Source organism: Pseudochelatococcus sp. B33, from assembly GCF_053570585.1.
This window is the reverse complement of the sequence record NZ_JBSEFH010000020.1, coordinates 1-17,225: the sequence shown is the minus strand read 5'-3', so window position 1 is coordinate 17,225 and position 17,225 is coordinate 1. Positions and strand designations below refer to the sequence as shown.

The 17,225-nt window shown below is 68.8% G+C and carries 13 protein-coding genes; 10 read left to right on the top strand and 3 right to left on the bottom strand.

Annotated features, from left to right (window positions below):
• Positions 1-161: 161 nt before the first annotated feature.
• A complete protein-coding gene (gene mtgA, locus ACUSIJ_RS20700; RefSeq protein ID WP_449310317.1) occupies positions 162-905 on the top strand; it encodes a monofunctional biosynthetic peptidoglycan transglycosylase in 744 nt (247 codons plus the stop codon).
• Positions 906-1,080: 175 nt separating this feature from the next.
• Positions 1,081-1,266, top strand: coding sequence for a 50S ribosomal protein L32 (gene rpmF, locus ACUSIJ_RS20695; protein ID WP_449310316.1), 186 nt, complete (start codon positions 1,081-1,083; stop codon positions 1,264-1,266).
• 210 nt (positions 1,267-1,476) lie between these two features.
• Here the strand turns inward: rpmF and ACUSIJ_RS20690 are convergent, their stop codons facing one another.
• Positions 1,477-3,489: a DUF882 domain-containing protein gene (locus ACUSIJ_RS20690; protein ID WP_449310315.1), complete on the bottom strand. Its 2,013-nt coding sequence runs from the start codon at positions 3,487-3,489 to the stop codon at positions 1,477-1,479.
• Positions 3,490-3,698: 209 nt separating this feature from the next.
• Positions 3,699-5,558 carry a L,D-transpeptidase family protein gene (locus tag ACUSIJ_RS20685; protein ID WP_449310314.1) on the bottom strand — a complete coding sequence of 620 codons (1,860 nt, stop codon included), beginning with the start codon at positions 5,556-5,558 and terminating at the stop codon, positions 3,699-3,701.
• A gap of 443 nt (positions 5,559-6,001) precedes the next feature.
• On the opposite strand from ACUSIJ_RS20685, the gene ACUSIJ_RS20680 reads away from it, so the two are divergent.
• The 8 genes from ACUSIJ_RS20680 (at position 6,002) to ACUSIJ_RS20645 (ending at position 16,865) form a co-directional block, all read left to right on the top strand.
• Positions 6,002-7,840 (top strand): M3 family oligoendopeptidase, encoded by a 1,839-nt coding sequence (locus tag ACUSIJ_RS20680; RefSeq protein ID WP_449310402.1) that lies wholly within the window; start codon positions 6,002-6,004, stop codon positions 7,838-7,840.
• A 233-nt stretch (positions 7,841-8,073) separates the two neighbouring features.
• Complete coding sequence (locus ACUSIJ_RS20675; RefSeq protein ID WP_449310313.1) at positions 8,074-8,802, top strand: TetR/AcrR family transcriptional regulator; 729 nt, start codon at positions 8,074-8,076, stop codon at positions 8,800-8,802.
• A gap of 3 nt (positions 8,803-8,805) precedes the next feature.
• Positions 8,806-10,029, top strand: coding sequence for an efflux RND transporter periplasmic adaptor subunit (locus ACUSIJ_RS20670; RefSeq protein ID WP_449310312.1), 1,224 nt, complete (start codon positions 8,806-8,808; stop codon positions 10,027-10,029).
• 25 nt (positions 10,030-10,054) lie between these two features.
• Positions 10,055-13,198, top strand: coding sequence for a multidrug efflux RND transporter permease subunit (locus ACUSIJ_RS20665; protein ID WP_449310311.1), 3,144 nt, complete (start codon positions 10,055-10,057; stop codon positions 13,196-13,198).
• 118 nt (positions 13,199-13,316) lie between these two features.
• Positions 13,317-13,673, top strand: coding sequence for a tRNA-binding protein (locus tag ACUSIJ_RS20660; protein WP_449310310.1), 357 nt, complete (start codon positions 13,317-13,319; stop codon positions 13,671-13,673).
• A 109-nt stretch (positions 13,674-13,782) separates the two neighbouring features.
• Positions 13,783-15,066, top strand: coding sequence for a glycerate kinase type-2 family protein (locus ACUSIJ_RS20655; protein ID WP_449310309.1), 1,284 nt, complete (start codon positions 13,783-13,785; stop codon positions 15,064-15,066).
• Positions 15,067-15,254: 188 nt separating this feature from the next.
• On the top strand, positions 15,255-15,710 hold the full coding sequence (locus ACUSIJ_RS20650) for a DUF3775 domain-containing protein (RefSeq protein ID WP_449310308.1): 456 nt from the start codon (positions 15,255-15,257) through the stop codon (positions 15,708-15,710).
• A gap of 132 nt (positions 15,711-15,842) precedes the next feature.
• On the top strand, positions 15,843-16,865 hold the full coding sequence (locus tag ACUSIJ_RS20645; protein WP_449310307.1) for an Lnb N-terminal periplasmic domain-containing protein: 1,023 nt from the start codon (positions 15,843-15,845) through the stop codon (positions 16,863-16,865).
• 41 nt (positions 16,866-16,906) lie between these two features.
• Here ACUSIJ_RS20645 and ACUSIJ_RS20640 read toward each other — a convergent pair.
• Positions 16,907-17,225 (bottom strand): response regulator transcription factor (locus ACUSIJ_RS20640; RefSeq protein ID WP_449310306.1); only part of this gene is annotated, 319 nt, incomplete at its 5' end.

Here is a 17,225-nt window from a genome sequence, read left to right as displayed (position 1 = left end):
GCGCCTGCCCGGCAAGGAAACCGTCTTACTTCTCTCAGCTTCGGCGGTCCGTGTCCATATGGGGTGTCCCCCGTCGTGGACGCGGCGCGCGGGAGGCATGAGGGAGGCAGCGGGGGGGCGCATTGAGTTTGGGGCGCCGTGCAGAAACCGCCTGGGGGGCCATGGCAACCACACGCCGGTCGACGCGACACAGGATCGCCGACACCCCGCGCCTGTCGTTCGCGTGGCTGGGGCGGCTCGTGCGCCGTCTCGTCCTGATCCTGCTGCTCGTCGCGGCACTGCCCTTCGCGCTGCTGGCGCTTTACGGCTTCGTGCCGCCCGTCTCGACGCTGATGATCGGCCGCTGGCTCACGCTCCAACCCGTGGATCAGCAGTGGACGCCGCTCGATGCGATCTCGCCCGCGCTGGCGCAGGCGGTGATCGCGGCGGAAGATTCGCGCTTCTGCCTGCACGGCGGCGTCGACTGGAGCGCCCTGCGGCAGGTCATCGACAGCGCGGGCGACGGCGGCCCGTCGCGCGGCGCGTCCACCATCCCCATGCAGACGGTCAAGAATCTGGTGCTGTGGCCGGGCCGGTCCTATCTGCGCAAGGGCGCCGAACTGCCGCTGTCGCTCTACGCCGACATCATCTGGTCGAAGCGGCGCATGATGGAGAACTATCTCAACGTCGCCGAATGGGGCGAGGGCGTGTTCGGCGCGCAGGCCGCCGCCCGGCGCCACTTCGGCAAGGACGCCGCCAACCTCACCCGCCGCGAGGCGGCCCTGCTCGCCGCCGCCCTCCCCAACCCGCGCCAGCGCGACCCGGCGAAGCCGAGCCGCTTTCACGCCCGCACCGCCAATAACATCCTCGCGCGGATGCCGAACGAGGACACGCGCTGCCTCGCCCCTCCGGGCAAGAGCGCCTGACAACACCCCGGGGCCGAGCCCGGCCGCCGGCAACGCGCTCCCGGCAAGGCGCGCGCCAAAAAATGACTAGCCAAGCGGGGCAGAATCGAGTAGAAGCCCGCATCCCATTGAAATTTGAGCACGGATGGGTTGCGCCCGGTTTCGCCGTGCACTCGCCATTGATCGGAGTTGAACCATGGCCGTTCCAAAAAGAAAAACCTCGCCGGCAAAGCGCGGCCATCGTCGTTCCGCCGATGCGCTGGCGAACCCCACCTACGTCGAGGACAAGGACTCGGGCGAACTGCGTCGTCCGCACCACGTGGACCTCAAGACCGGCCTCTATCGCGGTCGCCAGATCCTGAAGCCGCGCGACGACGCGTAGGACCGGCTCTCAATGAGCATGGCTCATTGAGGATTGGGCCAGTCCGTGCGGCGCGGGAATCCATGCGCCCCGCGCGGGCCGCTCTATATGATCATAATGCTTAACGCGCCGCCCATGAGCATATGGGCGGTGCGTTTTCGTCTGGCATGAGGCGTTGTGCCGGCCCGCATCGATCGACCGGCGGCGAGTCCGCCCGCGTATCGTGGCGTTCTACTGGCCGAAGCGGGCGACGGGCAGCGGCTTCACGGCGGGGCCGCTGAAGCTGTCCGTCGAGAGGTCCGTGACGCTGTTGCTGCGCGTGAACTCCATCTGCACCACGACCGCCGGCGGAGCTGCCGGGACGGGGGCAGGCGAGCGGGCCGGCGGCGCGGCGGCCACCACTTTGGCGGTGCGCACCCTGGCGCTCGGCGAAGGCTTGGCCTCCGTCGCCACACTGGCGAATAGTTGCGTCAGCGCCCGCCGCTCGTCGTTTACGGCCTCGGGCGGCAGCGACGGCGACAACCGCATGGCAGAAGCGGGAGCGGCGGCTACGGGAGCGGCGGCAGCGACAGCCTGATGCGGCCGCGCCGGCGGCAGCGGCGGGGTAACGGCCCCGGGTGCGGGCGCATAGGCCAGCGCCGCAGTCTGGATGGTGGCATCGGCCTGTCCCCCGCCCCACGCGCCCGAGGCAGCCGCGATGGCAGCCAGCGCATCCCGATCCCCGCCCGCAACGGGCGCGAGTTCCGGCGGACGCGAGGGTGGCGCGGGGATGGCCGGCAGGCCGACCGCCGCCATGACCGTCGGGACCTCAGGCTCAGGCGCGGGCGCGCCGGGTCGGGCCGGCGGCAGCGCGGCGATCAGCGCCGGAAGCGCGTTGGCCGGTTCCGGCGCCGGCGGTTCGGCAGTCGGGACGACGGGGGTGAGCGTGGGCACCGGGGCTGGAGCGGGAGCCGCAGGCCGCGCGACCGGCATCGGGCCGTCGAACAGCTTGTCGGGCGTCTGGGGCGCGGGAGGCGGCGGCACGTCGGGCAGGATCTGGACGGGCCTGCCCGGCGCGGCGGTGGTCGTCGCCTGCGGCGCGGCGGCAGGAGCAGGAGCCGGGGCAGGCGCGGAAGCCGGGATAGATGCGGCAGCAGCGGCGGGCGCGGGAGCAGGCGGAGGAGCGGCAGGGGCAGGGGCAGGCGCGGGAGCAGCCGGAGCCTGCGCCGCCGGACGCGTGTTGGCGGCCGTGTTCCGGTTCTCGCGCAGGAAGAAGCGCCGCGGATCGCTGTCGTCATCGTCCGCCACGGCGACCTGCTGCTGTTGCTGCCGCTGCTGCGTGTTGCTGCGCGCAGCCACCTGGCGGCGTGCGGAGGTGTCGACGACGTCGGCGTCCTCCGCTTCGTCGGCACCGCCGAAAAGCGTCGCCCAGAGGCTGCGCCGCCGCTCGGGCTGGCGCGCCGCTTCCGCCACGACCGCGGCGCTGACGCCGGGCACCAGATCGCCGCGCGCGAGGATCGTCTGCCTCGCCGCCTCATAGCCGGGCAGCGGCTTGCCGTCGGCCGGCAGGTGGACCGTGCGGCCGTCCGGGAACAGCCGCTCGAGCTGGTTGCGCGGCATGCGGGGCCAGGAGCGGACCGACCCCGAATCGAGATGGACGAACGGAACGTTCGGATAATAGCCCACGCCGCCGCGCTGCAGGCGCATGCCGATGGCGCGCACCTTGCCCATGTCCGCATCCGGCAGCGAGAAGTCGAGCGCCTTGCCCTGCATGTGCTGGCTGTTCTTCGCCACGGCGCTGGACCGGCGGCGGAGCATGGCGTTCGTCTTGGGCGAACGGTATGCCGACAGCACGCGCACCGTGCCACGCGAGCCCGCTTCCCGCTGCGCCGCCCAGACGATGTCGAACAGCTTCGGGTCCATGGAAACGGCTTCGTCGTTGCGCCAGTCGCGCAGGAACCAGTTCAGTTTCTGCAGCTCGGCGCGGTCGTAGCGGCCGTTGCGGCGAAAGGTGACGGTGAGCGATTCGCGGGTGTGGGCGTGGTAGAGGGACAGCGTGCGGGTGTCGCCGTTGGCAATGGCGTTCTGCAGCCCGCTCGTGCCGGCGAGCAGCGCGCCGAGGGCGGTCGTAACGCCGAGACACCCCAGCAGGGCGCTCCGAAGCCAGGATGAACGGGACGCCGCTCCCCTCCCACCCGGCGAAGGAATGGTCAGGGCAATCCAGCCGTTGAAACGTGGCCTCAGCCGTGTGCGCGTCGAATGCAAAAGAATACTCGCCCGTTGCACAACCACCCGGCGATGCGCGGCGGCCGTCGTTACGATGGATCGTGATGAGGGAGGCGAAGCCCGCCCCCGATCATCCCACTCTTGCTGAGATGCGTTAACGCGAGGTTAGCTGTAGACGAAAAAATCATCAACCTGTTGCACACAGGAAACAGCGTAAAATGCACAGATTTGCGCCAAACTATACGCGATTACAGGCCGACGCCTTTTTTATCAAAGCCGTCGAGCGCCGCCTTCAACCGTTGATCGTAACCGTACACGTCGGGCAGTGTACTGATTTTTCCTTCTGAATCAACAGTCAGTGTGAAATACGTCAGATGGATCGGCAGCGGCGTCTCCAGGCGCAGGCTGCGCTCGCGGCCGCCGATCTGGCGGCTGAGGCGGTCCTCGGTCCAGCCGTTGCCGACCACAACCTCCGCGAGCTTCATCGGATTCTCCACCCGGATGCAGCCGTTGCTCAGCGCCCGCTCCTTGCGCTGGAACACCCCGCGGTTGGGCGTGTCGTGCAGGTAGATGGCGAGATCGTTGGGGAACATGAACTTGACGCGCCCGAGCGCGTTGCTGGCGCCGGGCGGCTGCCGCACGCTGATGGTGTTCCCCTGGCGGATCACCTCGTAGCCGCGCCTGGCGGCGTATTGCGGATCGCGCGCGAGCCCGGGCAGGAACTCGGACTTGAGGATCGACGGCGGCACATACCAGGAGGGATTGAGGACGATATAGGCCATGACGTCGGAGAACACCGGCGTCGGCGTCGCCAGCTTGCCGATGACGCCGCGCGTGCGGTGGATCGTCCGGCCCGCCTCCACGACCTTGACGTCCTGCTCGGGAATGTTCACCAGGACGTGGCGTTCGCCGAGATCGTGCGGGAACCAGCGCCAGCGCTCCATGTTGACGCGGATCGCGGCCTCGAGGCGGGCGGTGTCGATGACGCGCCCGACCGGCACCGCAGCATCCCCCACCCCGGCGAGCGCCAGCACGGTGCGGCGATTCAGCGCGCCGTTCCCGGGCAGGCCGTGCTCCTTCTGGAACTCCGCCACCACCTCGGCCAGCCGCGCGCTGTAGACGCGCGCATCCTCCTCGTCGTCGGCCGGCGTGAGGCCGAGACGCGCCCGGATCAGCGGCACGCGCTCGTCGCGCATGCCGATGGTGATCGTCGGACCGTCCGGGACGCGCGCCATCGGCGCGGGCGTCCGTTCGCGTCCGCCGCGCAGCTCGATCAGCTTCTGCCGCAGCGCGTAGTACTGTGGCGCGCGCGGATGGTAGACGGAAAGCGCCTCGTCCGCCTTGTCGCCGGCTGCGAAGACCGCCTCCAGCACCGCGTCCGCCTCCGGCAGGTCGAGCTTCGGCATGGCGAGGGCGCCGATCTTGTTGCGATCGATGCGCGCCCCGCGCGCGTCGCGGGCATAGCCGGCAACGGCCACGGAGAGCGCCGTGTCGGCCCCGGCCAGCGCCTCCAGCCGATCGGGAACGATGGCGGGAACGGCGTAGCGCGCCGGCGACAGGCCGTGGGTGTCCGCGTCCGCCAGCACGTCCAAGGCGGCACGGGCGGCAGCGTTCCAGGCGCCGTCCTCGATCCAGAACGGCGCGAAGCCGCGCTGTTCGTAGGCCCTGACGACCGCCTCGCGCTGCAGGCGCGGCAACGTGGAGCCGAGCGTGTTCTCGTCGCCCAGCAGCCGCACGCCGATGAGCGTCGTCAGGTCCGGGGCGGGAATGTCGACGGGTGGCGGCAGGCCGGGCAGGGGCATGCCTATCTCGTTCAGCGCGCCGCTGAACGCAGGCTCTTCCTTCACGCTGTAATGAGCGGTGGAGGGCAGCAGGCTATCCTCGCCGACGGCTATGCTGCCAGGCGGCCGGGGCATGTCCACGCGCGAATCGATGGAACCGGTGACGACCGGGTCCACGCCCGGCGCAGCCGGAGACGCCGCCGGCGGAGAGCCCGCGAAAGTGGGCGTGACAAGAGACATGAAGACGGCAACGGCCGCGGCTCCGGACAGCGTCGCCCTGCTCGCTCGCCCGCGCCCCGCCTCTCCGATCCGGCCAACCCGTGCCATATCCGCAAGTCCTCCGCATTCGCCCGCGCCAGCATGGCTCCGTTCCACGAAGCTTCCACGTCCACGGGCGTATAACCGAAGTGCCGCCGGCCACACCGGACGGCCATCGGGGCGTCCAGGATGCCATCCGCATCCGCGTGCCCGATCGCAACAGCAGGCAACGACACCACCCTGTCCCCATCAGAGCAGAAATTCTTAACTTTTCGGTAAAGTATCGAAATGCCGCTTCCGTTGCCTATATACCGATCGTGGACTAAGGTGAATCGCGCATTCACCATTCCGAGCCAAACACCTGTGATTTCATGTGGGTAAGTCGGCTAAGGCCGTTCTTCCATGTGGAATGATTCAGTGTGAATTTGTTCATTCCGAGATCCGCATAGCCGCCCGAACGGAGAGTCGTCATGCCTTCGAAGACCGCATCTTTCGCCATCCGGAACGGGATCATGGCCCCTACCCCGGCCGCCGCCGGGACGTCCGCCTCCGGCGCCGGTCTGCCCTCCTCCCTGGCGGGTCTGCCGGAATGGGATCTCGGCGACCTCTACGCCGGCATCGACGCGCCCGAATTCTCCGCCGACCTCGCGCAGGCCCAGGCGCAGGCAGCCGCGTTCCGGCAGGACTACGCGGGCAAGCTCGACGGATTGCTGCGCGGGGACGATCCGAGCGAATCGCTGGGCGAGGCCGTCGCCCGCTACGAGGCGCTCGAAGACCTGCTCGGCCGGCTCATCTCCTTCGCCAGCCTCGTCTACGCCGGCGACACAACCGACCCCGCGCGCGCCAAGTTCTATGGCGACACGCAGGACAAGCTCACGGCCATCAGCTCCGATCTGCTGTTCTTCCCGCTCGAACTGAACCGCCTCGACGACGCGCTGCTGGCGGAAGCGACGAGCCATGCGCCGCTGTCGCGCTGGCGGCCGTGGATCGAGGATCTGGCGAAGGACAAGCCCTACCAGCTCGACGACGCCATCGAGAAGCTGTTCCACGAAAAGTCCGTCACCGGACGCGGCGCCTGGAACCGCCTCTACGACGAAACGCTGGCCTCGCTGCGCTTCGACCTGCGCGGCAAGTCGCTGACGCTCGAGGAGACGCTCGACAAGCTCCAGGACCCCGACGAGACGCTGCGCAGGGACGCGAGCGAGGCGCTCGCCAAGGTGTTCACCCAGAATGCGCGCGTCTTCACCCTGATCACCAACACGCTCGCCAAGGACAAGGAAATCTCCGACCGCTGGCGCGGGTTCAGGGACATCGCCGATTCGCGCCACCTCGCCAACAGGGTCGAGCGCGAGGTGGTGGAGGCGCTCGTCGAGGCCGTGCGCGCCGCCTATCCGCGCCTGTCGCACCGCTATTACAAGCTCAAGGCGCGCTGGCTCGGCAAGGACGTGCTGGAGAACTGGGACCGCAACGCGCCGCTGCCGGAAACGGACAACCGCGTCATCGGCTGGGACGAGGCGCGCAGCACCGTGCTCGACGCCTACGGCGACTTCTCGCCCCTCATGGCCGACATCGCGGGCCGGTTCTTCGACCGCCGCTGGATCGACGCCCCCACCCGGCCCGGCAAAGCGCCGGGCGCGTTCGCGCACCCCACCGTGCCCTCCGCCCATCCCTACGTGCTGCTGAACTACCTCGGCAAGCCGCGCGACGTGATGACGCTGGCGCACGAACTCGGGCACGGCGTCCACCAGGTGCTCGCGGCGGACAACGGCGCGCTGATGGCGCCGACGCCGCTGACGCTGGCCGAAACGGCTTCCGTGTTCGGCGAGATGCTGACCTTCCGCAAGCTCCTCGCCGCCACGACGGATCCGGTGCAGCGCAAGGTGCTGCTCGCCACCAAGGTGGAGGATATGATCAACACCGTGGTGCGGCAGATCGCCTTCTACCAGTTCGAGCGCAAGGTGCACACCGCGCGCCGCGAGGGGGAACTGACCACCGGACAGATCAACGATCTGTGGCTTTCGGTGCAGGGTGAGAGCCTCGGGCCGGCGATCCGCCTCAACCCCGGCTACGAGACGTTCTGGACCTACATCCCGCACTTCATCCATACGCCGTTCTACGTCTACGCCTACGCCTTCGGCGACTGCCTGGTGAACTCGCTCTACGGGGTGTACCAGAAGGCCGAGGACGGCTTCGTGGAGCAATATTTCGCGCTGCTGTCGGCCGGCGGATCGAAGGGCTACCGGGAACTGCTCGCGCCCTTCGGCCTCGATGCGGGCGATCCCGCCTTCTGGCAGTACGGCCTCAACATCATCGACGGCTTCATCACCGAGCTCGAGGCACTGGGCGCGTGAAGGCGAAGGCGGCAAGGGACTTCCCTCCCGCCCCGCCGCTCCGTGTTGCAGCGCACACCGGCGTCCGTCGACGGCGGACGCGTGCTTGACTCTCGATGCGCGCATAATAATAACCGTTCGGTCGGAAATCTCCGCCCCGGGCACGGCACCGGTCCGGCCTCGCCCGTTCGGCCCGGCCTGCCGCCCGGACGGGCATGCGGCGCAGCTTTCGACCCCCTGACTGAGGACATGGAATGGCCCGGCATCGGACAATCACACGCGAGCAGGTGCTCGACGCGGCCCAGGCCGTGGTTCTGCGCGACGGCGCGGGACAGATGACGCTCGGCGCCGTGGCGCGGGAGGCCGGCATCAGCAAGGCGCGCGTGCTGTACGACTACAAATCCAAGCAGGAGCTCATCAAGGCGCTGATCGAGCGCAGCATCGGCACTCACCGGCGCAAGATCGAGGAACTGGCCGAACGTCTCGACGGCACCTCCTCGCCCGGCAGATGCATCCGGGCGCGCATCGAGGCGGTGCGCAACCTCACGGACGAGGAACGGGCGGTCACGACCAGCCTGTGCGCGGCCATGACGAACGATCCGGACCTGCGCAAGCCGTTGCTGGAGCTGTTCGATCTCATCATCGACAATCTGCGCACGACATCGCGGAAGCCGCGCGGGGCGCTGCTCGCCTTTCTGGCGACGGAAGGGCTCGCCCAGCTCGAATGGCTCGGCTACCAGTCCTGGCGGGAGAGCGAGAGAGAGGCGCTTCTGGCCGATATCGGCTGGCTGGCGGAGCAGGATCCCGGGCCCCCTCGCGAGACCGCGCCGATCCGGGAGCCTTCGGCGTCCTCCCCGGCCGGGCTCTACGCCGGGGAACAGCGGTCCGCGCCGGCGGAATGGACGGGACGCCCCGGCACGACATATTCCGACGGTCCCTCGACCGTCGTCACCTTTCAACCAGTGAATGAAACCGAGGACTGATTCATGCAAGTCCCCTCGTCACTCAGGGCCTTTCTCGTCGGCATGTCGCTGATGGCCCCGCTCGCCCTCGCCGCGTGCTCGGACGAGAGCCAGCAGCAACAGCAGAGCGGCGGACCGCCCGCCATGCCGCCAATGCCCGTCGGCATCGTGACCGTGAAGTCGGAGGCCATCCCGATCGTCAACGAACTGCCCGGCCGCGTGACGCCGACCCGCATCGCCGAAGTGCGGCCGCGGGTGTCGGGCATCGTGATCGAACGGGTCTTCACCCAGGGCAGCCATGTGAACGAGGGCGACGTCCTCTATCGCATCGATCCCGAGCCGTTCCGTCTGCAGGTGGAGAGCGCCGAGGCGACACTGAAGCGCGCCGAGGCGACGCGGCTTCAGGCCCAGCAGCAGGCCAACCGCAGCAAGGAACTGCAGGCACGCAACGTCGCCAGCACCCAGGCGCTGGAGAACAGCGTCGCCGCTCTCGCCCAGTCCGAAGCGGATGTCGCCTCGGCCAGGGCCGCGCTGGCGACGGCGAAGCTCAACCTGGAATATGCCGACGTGAAGGCGCCGATCAGCGGTCGCATCGGCCGCGCGCTGATCACCGAGGGCGCGCTCGTCGGCGCCGGCACGCCGGAGATACTCGCCACCATCCAGCAGCTCGACCCGATCTACGCCGACTTCACCCAGTCCGTGAACGAACTGCTCAACCTGCGCCGCGCGGCGGCAGCCGGCAGGCTGACCGGGGCCAACGAAACCGAGGTGCCCGTGCGCCTGCTGTTCGACGATGGCACGCCCTACGACCATATCGGCCGCCTGCTGTTCGCGGAAGTGACCGTGGACGCCACCACCGGCCAGGTGACCATGCGCGGCCAGTTCCCCAACCCGAGCGACGATCTGCTACCCGGCATGTACGTGCGCATCCAGATCGAGCAGGGCGTGGAGACCGCCGCGATCGCGGTGCCGCAGCAGGCCGTCCAGCGCGACACCGGCGGGCAGGCGCTCATCTATGTGGTCGATGGGGACTCCAAGGTCGCGGTGCGGCCGGTGCAGACGGGCCGCGTCGTCGGCGAGCGCTGGGTGATCAGCGAGGGGCTGAAGCCCGGCGACAAGGTCATCGTCGAGGGCTTCCAGAAGATCCGCCCCGGCGCGCCCATCGCGCCGCAGGACTGGAAGCCGGAAACCGCGTCGGCGACGCCCACGCCCGCGCCGGCGTCCGCCTCCGCCGCGGATGGCCAGTGAGGAGCGCCAGCAAGGAGCGCCAGACATGCCCAGTTTCTTCATCGACCGCCCCGTCTTCGCCTGGGTGGTGGCGATATTCCTGATCCTCGCCGGCGCGATCGCCATCCCGCTGCTGCCGGTGTCGCAGTATCCCGAGGTGGCGCCGCCGCAGGTCGAGGTGACGACGGCCTATCCGGGCGCCTCGCCCGACCAGATCTACGAGAGCGTCACCAGGCTCATCGAGGAGGAACTGAACGGCGTTCAGGGCCTGCTCTACTACGAATCGACGTCCGACAGCACCGGCGCCGTGCAGATCACCGCGACCTTCGCGCCCGGCACCGACGTGAACTTCGCCTCGACGGAGGTGCAGAACCGGGTGCGGCGCGTCGAGCCGCGCCTGCCGCAGGCCGTCGCCCAGCAGGGCATCCAGGTGGAGCAGGCGAGCGCCGGCTTCCTGCTCGTGATCACGCTCACCTCCCTCGACGGCTCGACCGACGCCATCGGCCTCGGTGACTTCCTGACCCGCAACGTGCTGAGCGAAATCCGCCGCGTGCCCGGCGTCGGCAAGGCGCAGCTCTTCGCCGCCGAGCGCTCCATGCGCATCTGGATCGATCCGGAGAAGCTCATCGGCCTCAAGCTCTCGACCACCGACATCACCAACGCGATTCAGGCGCAGAACGCGCAGGTGTCGGCCGGGCGCATCGGCGCGCAGCCGAACCCCATCGACCAGCAGATTTCCGCCACCGTCCTGGTGCGCGGCCAGCTCACCTCGCCGGAGGAATTCGGCGCCATCGTGCTGCGCGCCAACCCGGACGGCTCGTCGGTCAGGCTGCGCGACGTGGCACGCGTCGAGGTCGGCGGCCAGGACTACAACTTCTCGTCGCGCCTCAACGGCAATCCGAGCGCCGCCATCGGCGTGCAGCTCGCGCCCGGCGCCAACGCCATGGCGACCTCGGAGGCGATCCGCAACCGCATGGAGGAGCTCGGGCGCTTCTTCCCCGCCAACCTGGAATGGGGCATCCCCTACGACACGGCGCCGTTCGTGGAGGTGTCGATCGAGAAGGTGTTCCACACGCTGCTCGAAGCCGTTGGGCTGGTGCTGGTGGTGGTGTTCCTGTTCCTGCAGAACTTCCGCTACACGCTCATTCCGATCATCGTCGTTCCCATCGCGCTTCTGGGCACCTGCGCCGTCATGCTGGCGACGGGCTTCTCCATCAACGTGCTGACCATGTTCGCCATGGTGCTCGCCATCGGCATCCTGGTCGACGACGCCATCGTCGTGGTGGAAAACGTCGAGCGCATCATGTCGGAGGAAGGGCTTCCGCCGCGCGAGGCCACGCGCAAGGCGATGAAGCAGATCACCGGGGCGATCATCGGCATCACGCTGGTGCTCACCGCGGTGTTCGTGCCGATGGCCTTCTTCCCCGGCGCGGTGGGCGTGATCTACCGCCAGTTCAGCCTCACCATGGTGGTGTCGATCCTGTTCTCGGCGCTGCTGGCGCTGTCGCTGACGCCGGCGATGTGCGCGACCCTGCTGAAGCCGGTGGCCAAGGGCCATCACGAGGAGAAGCGCGGCTTCTTCGGCTGGTTCAACCGCACCTTCGACCGCACCGCGCGCGGCTACCAGGCCATCGTCGGGTTTCTGGTGCGCCGGGCCGTCCGGTTCATGGTGATCTACGCGGTGCTGTTCGCGGGGCTCGGCTATCTGTTCGTGCAACTGCCCTCGGCCTTCCTGCCCAACGAGGATCAGGGGTACATCATCATCAGCATGCAGGGGCCGCCCGAGGCGACCAACAACCGCATGATGGAGGTTATCCGCACCGTCGAGACCATCTTCGAGGGCGAAGAGGCGGTCGAGAACCTCATCGTGATCAGCGGCTTCAGCTTCGACGGCTCGGGACAGAACGCCGCGCTCGCCTTCGCCACCCTCAAGGACTGGTCGCTGCGCGGGCCGGAGGATTCCGCCAATGCCATCGCCGGACGCGTGAACATGCAGCTCTTCGGCATCCGCGACGCCATCGCCTTCGGCCTCTCGCCGCCGCCGATCCAGGGGCTCGGCACCACGAGCGGCTTCTCGTTCCGCCTGCAGGATCGCGGCGGCCAGGGCCTCGAGGCGCTGGCGGCGGCGCGCGACCAGCTCCTGAACGGCGCTGCGGCGAGCCCCATCCTGGCCGGTGTGCGCGTCGAGGGACTGCCGGACGCGGCGCAGGTGAACATCACCATCGACCGCGAGAAGGCGAACACGTTCGGCGTCACCTTCGCCGACATCAACCACGCCATCTCGACCAACCTCGGCTCGTCCTACGTCAACGACTTCCCCAACGTGGGGCGCATGCAGCGCGTGACCGTGCAGGCGGACCAGGACCGGCGCAAGCAGGTCGTGGACCTGTTGAACATCAACGTGCGCAACGCCAATGGCGGCATGGTGCCGCTGTCCTCCTTCGCCATGGCCGAATGGCGCAAGGGGCCGGCGATGGTGGTCGGCTACAACGGCTATCCCTCCATCCGCATCTCGGGCGAGGCGGCGCCTGGCTACTCGTCGGGCGATGCCATCGCCGAGATGCAGCGGCTCGCCGCCGAGTTGCCGGAAGGCTTCGGCTACGAATGGACCGGCCAGTCGCTGCAGGAGATCCAGTCCGGCTCGCAGACGCCGTTCCTGCTGGCGTTGAGCGTGCTGGTCGTCTTCCTGTTCCTGGCCGCGCTTTACGAGAGCTGGTCCATTCCGCTCTCCGTCATGCTGGTGGTGCCGCTCGGCGCCATCGGCGCGGTGGCGGCGGTGATGCTGCGCGACATGCCGAACGACGTGTACTTCAAGGTCGGCCTGATCGCCATCATCGGTCTCTCGGCCAAGAACGCCATCCTCATCGTGGAGTTCGCCAAGGACCTCTACGCCGAAGGGCGATCGGTGATCGACGCCACCATCGAGGCGGCGCATCTGCGCTTCCGGCCGATCATCATGACCTCGCTCGCCTTCACGCTCGGCGTGCTGCCGCTCGCCATCGCCAGCGGCGCCAGCGCCGGCAGCCAGCAGGCCATCGGCACCGGCGTGATGGGCGGCATGATCTCGGCCACGCTGCTCGCGGTGTTCTTCGTGCCGGTGTTCTTCGTCTTCGTGATGCGCCTGTTCGGCGGACGCAGGACGGAAAAGCCGGGCGGCGCGGAACACGGCGCGCCCTCGCCCGCGGAATAGGGCGTGGAATAGGGATTGCGCGATCGTCGGATTTCGCGTTGAAATAGCCGCATCCCGGAAGCGCCCGCCGCCTCCGGGATGCGTTTTTATTGTGTCATGTGATGATTGGGAGACCGCCATGTCGCAGACCTCCGCAGCACCGAAGCCGGAAGTCACCTACGACGTTTTCGCCAGCCTCGACATCCGCGTCGGGCGCATCGTCGAGGTGCAGCCGTTCCCGAAGGCGCGCAACCCCTCCTACAAGATCGCCGTCGATCTGGGCGAACTCGGCATCCGCTGGTCGAGCGCGCAGATCACCAGCTACGCCATCGATGCGCTTGTCGGCACGCAGGTCGTCTGCGTCGTCAATTTCCCGCCGCGCAATATCGCGGGCTTCCAGTCGCAGGTGCTGATACTGGGCGTCGAGGACGAGGCCGGCCACGTCATCCTGCTCAGCCCGCGTTCGGAAGTGCCGAAGGGCAACGCCATTTACTAGGGGAATTCACCGCGCCCGGACGCCTGCGGCGCGGCGACGACAAAAGAGGTGACGGACGCCGTCCGTGGCACCTAATATTCATCCGGCTGCAGAGAACGAGAACATGACCATGGGATGGAACGATCAACGGGCAAGAGAGGCGCTGCGCCAGCTCTTCGACGCGGCCGTCGCGAGCGCGGACCCGGCACGGGCGGTCCTCGCGCATCTGCCGGCGCCGCCTGCCGGGCGCGTCGTCGTCGTGGGCGCGGGCAAGGCCTCCGCCGCCATGGCCGCGGCCCTCGACGCCGCCTGGCCGGATGCCGATCTCGGCGGCGTGGTCGTGACACGCTACGGCCATGCCGTGCCGGCGGGACGCATCGAGATCGTCGAGGCCTCGCATCCCGTGCCGGACGAACGCAGCGCGGAGGCTGCCAAAAAAATCCTCGCCGCGGTCCGGGGCCTTGGTCCCGACGACCTCGTGGTGGCGCTGATCTCCGGCGGCGGCTCGGCGTTGATGGTCGCCCCCGCCGGCGACATGACCGTCGCGGACAAGCAGGCAGTGAACCGCGCGCTGCTCGCCAGCGGCGCGGCCATCGCGGAGATGAACGCCGTGCGCAAGCGCCTGTCCCGCGTCAAGGGCGGGGGGCTGGCGCGCGCCGCCCGTCCGGCCAGGGTCGTCACCCTCGTCATCTCCGACGTGCCGGGCGACGATCCGTCCGAAATCGCCTCCGGCCCCACGGTGCCCGATCCTGCCTCCATCGCCGAGGTGCGCGAGATCGTCGCGCGCTACCGGCTCGACCTGCCCCCCGCCGCGCGGGCGGTGATCGACCACGCCCAGGATGCACCGGAGGAGGACGCGCCAGCGGCTGGGGAACTGTCGTCGGACGTGCGCATCATCGCCGCCCCGCGGCTGGCGCTCGACGCGGCGGCCGAGGCGGCCCGGCAGCTGGGGCTCGCGCCGCTCGTGCTCGGCGACGCGCTGGAGGGCGAGGCGCGGGAAGTGGGCCGGGTGATGGCCGGGATCGCCACATCGGCCCAGGTCCACGGCCTGCCGGTGCAGGCGCCGGCGGTGCTGCTGTCTGGCGGCGAGACCACGGTCTCGATCGGGTCCGGCCCCGCCGGCCGGGGCGGGCGCAACATGGAATTCCTGCTGAGCCTCGCCGTCGCCCTCAAGGGCCGGGACGGCCTGTGGGCGATCGCCGGCGACAGCGACGGCATCGACGGCATCGACGACGCGGCGGGCGCCATCGTCACGCCCGACACCCTCGCGCGCATCCGCGCGACGGGTCTCGACCCGCGCGCCCTGCTCGCCGGCCACGACAGCTACACCGCCTTCGAGGCGATCGGAGACCTCGTGGTCACGGGCCCCACCCTCACCAACGTCAACGACATTCGCGCCATTCTGATCACGTGAGAGAGCGCCATGGCCGCCGGGCCGAAAGGCGCGCGCGTTTCGCGGCCGATCTGCTATAGTGAAGGACGCGGCGGCTGGCGCAGGATGGGCTTGCCTCGAAAGGTTGACCTGCCTCAACGACTGCCTGTCCGATCCTCGCCTAGCATTCGTGGGAGAACGGTTGGCCGCTCCGGCGGAGGGGGTGTCACATGCAGGCGAAATCGCGACAGACGGAAGGGACCGAAAACGAAGACGGGCCCTTGCTGACAATCTCTCCGGAGAAGGTCTGCTTCATCATTCTCAAGGCGCGGGAATTCGACGCCAAGGACGAGGTGACGGATCCCGACTCGGGCTCGAACCCCACCGACGACGGGGACATCGGCGTTCTGGAGGACCACGGGGACGATCCCGTGGAGGAGGAACTGACCTCCCTCATCCGCTCGCTGTCGGAGGACGAGCAGATCGATCTCGTCGCGCTCGCCTGGCTCGGCCGGGAAGACTACGCGGCCGAGGACTGGCCGAACGTGCGCGCCGAGGCCGCCCGCGCCCACAATCGGCGCACAGCCGAATACCTGCTCGGCACGCCGCTCCTCGGCGACTTTCTCGAAGAGGGGCTGTCGATGCTCGGCTATTCCTGCGCGGAGTTCGAATCGAACCGGCTGTGACTGAGCCGCCCCGCGAACGTGAACCCTCGGCCCCGTCGGATTGCCGACGGCGTACCTGCTGACGGCGTACTTGCCCGCGATGAGGAGACGTGTCACGACATCGGCCTCCGCTGTCCGAACGACGAGAGACCGATGGTGACCATGACGCGAAACGCGACCGGGGTTCTGGCCGCAATCTGCCGCATCGTGCTCGGTGTGGCCGTGGTGGGGCTCGGCCTTTTCTGCGCGCTGGCGATCCATTACTGGCTCGGGTGGCCCGACTGGGTGCGCAGGGCGGGCAGCTGGACGTTTCCCGTCGTCATCTGGGCGCTGTGGTTCATTCCCGGCGGATGGCTGTGGCGTCGGCGCGCGGTCGCCCTGGCGCTCATCGCGGCGCTGCTCGCCGCCTATCTCGCCAAGGAGCCCGTCGAGCGGGACTGGATCGACCTGCAGAGCAGGAGCGCCTCGGTCGTCATCGACGGCGAGCGCGCCACCATCGTCAACTTCCGGGACGCGGTGCATCGCCCAGGCGAGCCATCGGAAGCACGCTGGACCACGGCCACGTTCGATCTCTCGCAACTGACGGGCGTCGACCTGATCATCCAGCCCTTCGGCGGGGTGAAGGCCCTTGCGCATGTCATGCTGTCCTTCGGCTTCGCGGACGGCCGGCACGTCGTCGTGTCGATCGAGGCGCGCCGCGTCAAGGGCGGCCGTTTCGACGCGCTGGCCGGCCTGTTCCGACACGAGCAGATCTACCCCGAGCTCGGCACCGAGCGGGACCTGTTCTGGCAGCGGCTCGCGCGGGTGCCGCCCGACGAGATCCAGATCTATCCCGTGCTTGCGTCGCGCGAGGCCATGCGGGCGTATTTCGAACGGGTTCTGGCGTTCGTCAACGCGGTTCACGAGCGACCGCGGTTCTATTCGACACTGCGCGAAAGCTGCATGACCACGCTGATGAACCTCGCACCCGAGAGCTTCCTGTCGGTCCCGTGGCACGACATCAGGCGCTGGGTGCCGGGCTACTCGCTGAGCCTGTTCCAGCAAGTGGGGCTGGTGGACGGCACCCTGCCGGCGGACGAGCTGCGCCAGACACGGCGGCTGCGCGATGACATCACGCCGCCCTTGCACTTCCCCTCGGACGCGGCATGGAGCGCCTATCTGCGGGACGGCTTCTGACCGCGCCGCAGCATCAAATTGTCTCTAACCGGAATGCGGGATCAGCCCTTTCTGCCCACGAGGCCGTTGTCGATGGCGTAGCGGATGAGGCCCGCCGTCGTCGCGATGCCGAGCTTCTTCTTGATGTTCTTGCGATGCGTTTCCACCGTCCGCTCGGAGATTTCGAGCGCCTGCGCCGCGTCGCGGTTGCTCGCCCCCTGCGCGAGGAGCAGCAGCACGTCCTGTTCGCGGGTCGTCAGCGCCGCCGCCGACGCCGGAGCGCCCCTGCGCTCCAGGAGGGCGTCCTGGACGCCGGCGGAGAAATACGTGCCCCCCGCCGCCACCGCGTCGATGGCGGCGACGATCTCGTCCGTCGAGACA